Annotated in this window: 6 protein-coding genes and 2 pseudogenes; 2 read left to right on the forward strand and 6 right to left on the reverse strand. The window is 37.6% G+C overall.

Annotation, left to right across the window (positions count from 1 at the left end; all coding sequences use genetic code 11):
• Nucleotides 1–121: 121 nt before the first annotated feature.
• A pseudogene (locus FTU91_RS15260) lies at nucleotides 122–460 on the forward strand (Dps family protein); the annotation flags it as partial.
• A gap of 85 nt (nucleotides 461–545) precedes the next feature.
• Here FTU91_RS15260 and FTU91_RS15265 read toward each other — a convergent pair.
• The 3 genes from FTU91_RS15265 to FTU91_RS15275 form a co-directional block, all read right to left on the reverse strand.
• On the reverse strand, nucleotides 546–1193 hold the full coding sequence (locus FTU91_RS15265) for a peroxiredoxin (RefSeq protein ID WP_086194912.1): 648 nt from the start codon (nucleotides 1191–1193) through the stop codon (nucleotides 546–548).
• 23 nt (nucleotides 1194–1216) lie between these two features.
• A complete protein-coding gene (locus tag FTU91_RS15270; protein ID WP_004973758.1) occupies nucleotides 1217–1624 on the reverse strand; it encodes a rhodanese-like domain-containing protein in 408 nt (135 codons plus the stop codon).
• A 406-nt stretch (nucleotides 1625–2030) separates the two neighbouring features.
• On the reverse strand, nucleotides 2031–2450 hold the full coding sequence (locus FTU91_RS15275; RefSeq protein WP_180044076.1) for a DsrE family protein: 420 nt from the start codon (nucleotides 2448–2450) through the stop codon (nucleotides 2031–2033).
• 117 nt (nucleotides 2451–2567) lie between these two features.
• Between FTU91_RS15275 and FTU91_RS16720 the strand changes: the two are divergent.
• Nucleotides 2568–3278, forward strand: a pseudogene (locus tag FTU91_RS16720) (transposase); the annotation flags it as partial.
• A gap of 59 nt (nucleotides 3279–3337) precedes the next feature.
• Here FTU91_RS16720 and FTU91_RS15285 read toward each other — a convergent pair.
• From FTU91_RS15285 to FTU91_RS15295, 3 genes are read right to left on the reverse strand one after another with little or no spacing between them, the layout of a single operon-like run.
• Nucleotides 3338–4042, reverse strand: coding sequence for an ABC transporter ATP-binding protein (locus tag FTU91_RS15285; RefSeq protein ID WP_166171442.1), 705 nt, complete (start codon nucleotides 4040–4042; stop codon nucleotides 3338–3340).
• Nucleotides 4043–4045: 3 nt separating this feature from the next.
• Complete coding sequence (locus FTU91_RS15290) at nucleotides 4046–5254, reverse strand: ABC transporter permease (protein ID WP_166171443.1); 1209 nt, start codon at nucleotides 5252–5254, stop codon at nucleotides 4046–4048.
• Nucleotides 5251–6270, reverse strand: coding sequence for an efflux RND transporter periplasmic adaptor subunit (locus tag FTU91_RS15295; protein WP_180082779.1), 1020 nt, complete (start codon nucleotides 6268–6270; stop codon nucleotides 5251–5253). Before FTU91_RS15295 ends, FTU91_RS15290 begins: the two co-directional genes overlap by 4 nt.
• Nucleotides 6271–6387: the final 117 nt, after the last annotated feature.

The raw sequence follows: 6387 nt of genomic DNA on the forward strand, positions 1-6387 counted from the left end.
CACAGTGCACTGGGTTATGTATCGCCTTTTGAGTTTGAAGCAATGTACTATGATAAGATTAACCCGTTAGGTCAGGTGGCCTAACTTAAATAAAAAAGTCTCCGACAAACCCGGTACGGTTCAGTTTAACAGCCTGCACAACATGTTCATGGACCAATATACTGAACAGTGGAATGCACTAGATGTAATTGCTGAGCGTATCCGTGCTTTAGGTTTTCCTGCACCAGGTACTTATAAGCAATTTATAAAATTAGCTTCAATCAAGGAAGTCGAGAGTGTTCCTAAAGCAAATGAAATGATTCAGTTACTGGTTAATGCACATGAAGCGGTTGCGAGAACTGCAAGAAGTATATTTGATGTTGTGGATGAGGCGAATGACCAGCCAACAGCAGATGTACTCACACAACGATTAGATATTCATGAGAAAACTGCATGGATGTTAAGAAGTCTTTTAGAATAAATTTTGTCAGATGATAAATAAAAATATGAGGCTAACTGCCTCATATTTTTATTACTACAATTTGAAGTAAAGAACTAATTTCAAATTATAGTGATTTAGTGCTATAGTACCAATCTACATAGTTGTAGCCTTCAGATTTACGTGTATCAGCAGCTTCCATTGTTACTGGTGGTGGCACAATCACTTCTTGGCCCGGTTGCCAATTTTCAGGTGTAGCAACTTTGTATTCATCAGAAGTCTGTAACGCTTTAAGTACACGAAGAAACTCATCAATACTACGTCCATTACTCATAGGGTAATAAACCATTGCACGTAAGATACCTTCAGGATCGATAATAAAAGTCGCACGAACAGCTGCTGTATCACTAGCACCTGGTTGGATCATGCCATAAGCTTTGGCAACTTCCATTGAAAGATCGGCAATAATTGGGAATGGGATTTTAATGCCAAAATTTTCTTCAATACTACGTGCCCAAGCAATATGTGAATGTACACTATCAATTGATAAACCTAATAGTTCACAGTTCAGTTCAGCGAATTGCTCAGCGCGAGTTGCAAAACCCATAAATTCAGTAGTACAAACAGGTGTAAAGTCAGCTGGATGTGAGAAAAGAACTAACCATTTTCCCTTGTAATCTTCTAAACTTTTCATACCATGAGTAGTTTTGGCATTGAAATTTGGTGCTGGCTTATTTAATTGTGGAAATGTTACAACTTCATCTAGGTTAGACATTTACAGTCTCCTTAGGGGGGGAATTAATTTAAATAAGAAATGGTTGGATAACCTGCATCAATCCAAGCTTGCATACCACCTTCTACAGAATAAAGTTTTTCAAATCCCATATTTTGAAGTGCTTGAATTGATAGAGCTGAACGAGCTCCTGTACCACAGATTAAATAAATATCTTTTTCTGATAGTTCCTGTAAAGAATGTTCAATTTCGCAATGGTGATTCACTAGGGGATGTTGGGCTATTTTCATTTCCAGCATCCCTCGTGGAAAATTTACAGCTCGATCAATAGCTACAGTTTTGTATTCTTCAGGTTCACGAACGTCTATTAAAATTAAGTCAGGATATTCTAAATATTTCTCGTAGAGCTTCTCGACTTTTATTTCAATAACCTTATTTTTAGTTTCAGCTATTAGCTGGTTTGGGGTTTTCATAATATCCTTTTGAAGTAGATATCAATATAGTTTATATATTTATAATATAATAAGTATTCTCATTATTGTCTAATATTATTAAACTTCTTTCATAAATCAAAAAACAATCTTCGTTCTGATCCTTAGTTCAAAGCGATACATTGGGGTATCTCATTGTCAACTTTTTATTTAATGGTTAAGCAATTGAAAATGCATATTTCATCTAAAAGTAGACCATCCAAATGAAATTCTTCTCTTCCTGAGCTATTAGCAGGAATACTGAATGCTATTCTTGTTGCGAAAAGTTGTGGTATTTCTATAAAGCTACAGCCCTGAAATTTCACGGCTGTAGCTTTATAGTTCTCTGAGTAACGTCACGTGGATTTAATAGGTTTTATTATACTTTGTTATAAGGAATCTGATTAAATCACCATGATAGAGTTTTGGTACCAGGTTGAAAAATTGCTTCCCCCATATCATCAGGATTCGCATATTTTAAACCTTTGATAAGATCACCATCTTTAACACCATATTGATCCATACACATTTTACAGATAAAGACTTGTCCACCATTGACCATTATATTTTTCAGCATGGCCTGATGCTCTGCATATCTATGTTCGAAGCGGCTAGAAGCAAGCATAACCCCTTGATCGACTAAATATACAGTCAAGGGATGCCCTTTTTGGAATTGATTATTACTCATGCCGATGGCCATCTTTGTACGATGGGCATCATTACTGGTAAGCAATACAAATAATGGATCTTTTGTTGTTTCTGCTACTGCAATCGATAAACTTGAAAAAAACAGCAGAAAAGACAAGCTCAAGTTTTTAATAAATTTCATAGGATTTATACTCTTTTTAAATCAATATAACCTGAATTGTGGATAAGAAATTGGCTTAAAAAAAAGGTGGCTACATACTATTAGGGAGTTACCACACAACCTACGCTTTCAGAAACCATGTTTGATTTTACATATTTCTTCTGCATGATTGATGACTTTTTTCAAAAATCGAAGTAACTTATTGGCAATTTTTAAAATACGATCCTCTCAATTAAAAGTTTCGTAAATCGTGTTTATTGCCATTTAGTATAAATTTTCGTATTTCCATAATCTCAAAGCTTTATTCTTTTCATTAAAGCAAAATCACGGTCAACTCTTTAGATATTTACCTTGTTAACAACGGATAGTTTATCTCATCAGAGCACATCGATTGGCACTGTATGCTTTACATTTTGCCTTGATGAAAGATTATCAGAGCAATTATTATTTTGGATCGATCGACTACGCTGCCTGTATGCAAAAATCAGCGTATTCAACGGTATAAATATCTACCATTGCAACACGCGGTAAAAGCTCAATGGACTAGTTCTTTGGCTGTAAGCTGCATTTAATCATGAGTCAGTCAGGCAAGATTGTCAGTACAGCTTTACCTAATGAACATACAGCAGACATTAAAATGATTGAGCATTTGGTAGAAGGCTTAAAAACAAAATTCTATGCTGTTCGTGGATATATCAAGTCAAGAATTAAAAATCAAATTTGAGGAATCAAGACATTTGGTTCAATTACATATCATCGTAAAAATATAAAAACTATTCGTTTATCCAAAGCAGATGAATACCACTTAAAACAACGCAATAAAAAGAAAATTTATTCAGCTTATTGAAAAAATTAAGCTATTAATCTAAATCTATCAACTAGATAAAATACTTTAAATTTCTAAGCTTTTAGAAACTACGACCTTCTCCTTTTTCTTCATACGTTATTCCCTCACGAATATGATACAGTCGCTGGAAAGTCGGAATAATTTTATCGTCATGTGTAACAACAATAATTGCTGTTTGAAATTTTTCCGCCATTTCGTGCAACAAACGAATTACAGTCATGGCACGAACGCTGTCTAAAGGTGCCGTTGGCTCATCTGCCAAAATGACAGGTGGCTTATTAATCAAGCCGCGTGCAATAGCTACACGTTGTTGTTCACCACCTGATAATTGCCCAGGCATGGCATGAATACGATGCTGAACATCTAAAGCCGTTAAAATTTCTAAAGCACTTGCACGTGCTATGTTATTAGGAACACCTGCCAGCATAGGTAATAGCGCAACATTATCTAAAACATTCAAAAAAGGAATCAAATAAGGTGTTTGGAACATAAAACCAATTTTGTCACGTCGTAATGCGTTTAAATCTTTTACTAACCAGTGTTGATCAAAAATCACTTCATTCCCTAAAGTCATACGTCCTTCAGTGGGATCAATCACAGCGCCTAAACATTTTAATAAGGTACTTTTACCTGAACCTGACGGACCAATCAGTCCAACAACTTCTCCTGGATCCACCCACATATTGACATCTTTTAATGCATAAAAAGCATTATCACCTTGCCCAAAACGTTTTTTTAAACCCTCAATTAAAATTCCGTGGGTCATGTGTTATCCTCCAATTGCTTCGGCTGGATCAATACGTAATGCCATACGAATAGCTACTAGACTTGCCAACATACAAATCAACATCACAGCAATAAATCCAAGAATAGAATCCTGAGGAATCAATAATACATACTTTGGAAAATATGGCGCAGCAAAGGTTGAGGTGATTTTACCTATAGTAAATCCAATTAGACCAAGTGAGAGAGCTTGCTGTAAGATCATCCAGGCAATCGTTCGGTTGCGTGTTCCAATTAGTTTCAAAACTGCAATTTCTCGAATTTTATCCATGGTGAGTGTATAAATAATAAATGCCACAATTGCCGCACTCACCAAAGCCAAAATTACTAAAAACATCGCAATCTGCCTTGCTGACGTTGCAATCATCTTGCTAATTAAAATATGTTCCATTTGAAGACGCGTGTAGACAGTCAGTTGCTGCCAACGTTGGATGTGTGCAGCAGTATCTTCTGCGGAAGTACCAGTTTTAAGACGGACTAAAATTGCATTTACATAACGATTGCTGGTTTGAGCACTCAGAACACTGTCTAATAAATCTGGATAAGCAGGCCGATTGTAAATTGGATTTTGTGCGGTACGTCGGCGGTCTTGTAAAATTGCCGCATTATCTTTTTGAAATTGGGCTTGTTGTGCATCTTTAATCGGAATAAAAATCATCGGGTCACCACCTGATGACACCATTCGTCGAGTCAATCCTACTACAGTAAAATAATTACGACGGATTTTGATGCGATCACCTAATTTAAGTCCTGAAGTGATGTCTACAACAGCTTCATAGTGCCCTCGAGTCAATTGACGTCCCGCTAAAAGGTAAGGTGGCCAGCCTAAATTATTCCAGGCATGTTCACCTGTATGGATTCCAACCACCATCGCACGGATATCTTTATCTTTGTAATGAACTTGTGTGGTCAGATAAGTAATATTTGAGGCATGTGCCACACCAGGTATGTTCCTGATACTACGATATAAATCATCACGCACACTAGAGGATTCGGCATATGGACCAAGCGTATCTTGTTGCACAACCCAAAGGTCGGCTCCACTGTTATTCAATAATGCTTTGGCATCATCCACCATACCACGGTAGACACCCGCCATAATTAGAGTCACGCCGATCAACAAGCCAAGTCCAAAACCAGTAAAAACAAACTTACCCCATGACTGGAATATATCCCGACCGGCTAAGCTAATCATTCAGATGTTCCTGCAAGATTTTTTACAATATGCAAACGGTTTTTCGCATTAAGTGGTTTTTCACTATATAAAACGATTTGATCATTTTCTGATAGACCATCGAGTACTTGAACATCACCCTCTAAATTAGAGCGACCTAGTTTAATGTCAATAAATTGTAGTTTTTGATCTGTCACTTTCCAGACACCGACTTGGTTATTGATGCGGTGAATAGCAGCATTTGGAATAGCAAGGCTGCGAGACAGTGGTGCTAGTTTAATTGTCACTTCTGCTAATTCGCCTAAAGGGGGTAGAGGGTTAGGTTGTTGACTAAAGACTACTTTGGCTAAGATTTCTTCGGTAATAGCATCTGCACGAGGCTCTACCCATAAGATTTGACCTGAAAGTGTGCTACTTTGACGCGAGCGTAAATGAATTTGCGCAGGTAAACCTGAGGCTAAGCCAATCGCACTAGATTGATCGAAGCGTGTATTCAACCAAATAGACTTCGGGTCTACAATTTCCAATACGGTTTGCCCTGCAACTACAGTAGAGCCAGGTTCTGCATAACGGGCTGTGACTATACCTGGTGCTGTTGCCATTAAATTTAAATTGTCGCGCTGGGCTTGTAGTGTATTGAGGTCTGCACGGGCTTTATTAAGTTCTTGCTGCATTGAGCCAAGTGCCGTTGTAGCAAGATCAAGTTCCTGCTGCTTAATGGCGAGTGACTCTTGACTGGTGGCATTGATTTTGGTGAGTTGCTGATAGCGTTGAACTTGTTGCTGTGCAAACTTTTGACGAATTTGAATATCTTGTTGCTGAGAGATGATTTTTTGGATAATGGCACGTTGCGCAAGTATTTTTTCTTCTAAATCAACGGGATCCATTCCCCCTAAAAGTTGTCCAGCTTGTACAGCATCTCCTATATCGACTCGAAGGTTTTTAAGACGACCTGCCGTTGTGGGACCAATCTTGTAATTATGACGAGCTTCAACAGTCGCTATACCAAATAGACTAGGCTGAATGGATGTAAGCATCCGGCTAACACAGCCTTACCAAGCGATCCTATAAGCCTTAATTTAGTTCCCACCTAAAAACAAGTGGGGACTTAATCCATGAACATGGATATATATTCAGCAACACCTCCTGTTGCT

Source organism: Acinetobacter sp. YH12201 (genome assembly GCF_013418145.1).
In the GTDB taxonomy this organism is placed as follows: domain Bacteria; phylum Pseudomonadota; class Gammaproteobacteria; order Pseudomonadales; family Moraxellaceae; genus Acinetobacter.

What these genes read in the sequence shown, in the direction of transcription:
- FTU91_RS15265 (WP_086194912.1), bottom strand. Translation starts at nt 1,193, where the DNA reads ATGTCTAACCTAGATGAAGTTGTAACATTTCCACAATTAAATAAGCCA.
- FTU91_RS15275 (WP_180044076.1), bottom strand. Translation starts at nt 2,450, where the DNA reads ATGAAATTTATTAAAAACTTGAGCTTGTCTTTTCTGCTGTTTTTTTCA.
- FTU91_RS15290 (WP_166171443.1), bottom strand. Translation starts at nt 5,254, where the DNA reads ATGATTAGCTTAGCCGGTCGGGATATATTCCAGTCATGGGGTAAGTTT.
- FTU91_RS15270 (WP_004973758.1), bottom strand. Translation starts at nt 1,624, where the DNA reads ATGAAAACCCCAAACCAGCTAATAGCTGAAACTAAAAATAAGGTTATT.
- FTU91_RS15285 (WP_166171442.1), bottom strand. Translation starts at nt 4,042, where the DNA reads ATGACCCACGGAATTTTAATTGAGGGTTTAAAAAAACGTTTTGGGCAA.
- FTU91_RS15295 (WP_180082779.1), bottom strand. Translation starts at nt 6,270, where the DNA reads ATGCTTACATCCATTCAGCCTAGTCTATTTGGTATAGCGACTGTTGAA.